The organism is Sulfuriferula thiophila, from assembly GCF_003864975.1.
GTDB lineage: Bacteria > Pseudomonadota > Gammaproteobacteria > Burkholderiales > Sulfuriferulaceae > Sulfuriferula > Sulfuriferula thiophila.
This window is the reverse complement of sequence record NZ_BHGL01000026.1, coordinates 1-321: the sequence shown is the minus strand read 5'-3', so window position 1 is coordinate 321 and position 321 is coordinate 1. Positions and strand designations below refer to the sequence as shown.

The 321-nt window shown below is 47.4% G+C and carries 1 protein-coding gene; it reads right to left on the bottom strand.

Features of this window, described 5'->3' with window-relative positions; translation table 11 throughout:
• On the bottom strand, positions 1–251 hold a 251-nt coding region (locus EJE49_RS08835; protein ID WP_133313964.1), incomplete at its 3' end, for a transposase.
• Between the last annotated feature and the right edge of the window lie 70 nt (positions 252–321).

Sequence of the window (321 nt, the reverse complement as noted above, 5' to 3'; positions counted from 1 at the left end):
AGCGCCTCTGAAACGATTTCGGCTTTGAGGCGCTCTTCAGCATACATCTTTTTAAGCCGACGATTCTCGTCTTCCAGCTCCTTGAGCCTGGCCATCATGGAGGCATCCATGCCGCCAAATTTGGCACGCCATTTGTAAAATGTCGCTGAACTCATGCCGTGCTCCCGGCATAGTGTCGGCACTGGCGTGCCTGCCTCCGCCAGCTTCAATATCTGCATAATCTGGTTGTCACTAAATCGGGTGGTCTTCATGTAAAAAATCCTTAAATCCTAATTAAGAAAATTCTACTTTTAAATGCAATTATTTGCTGGGGGGATTACC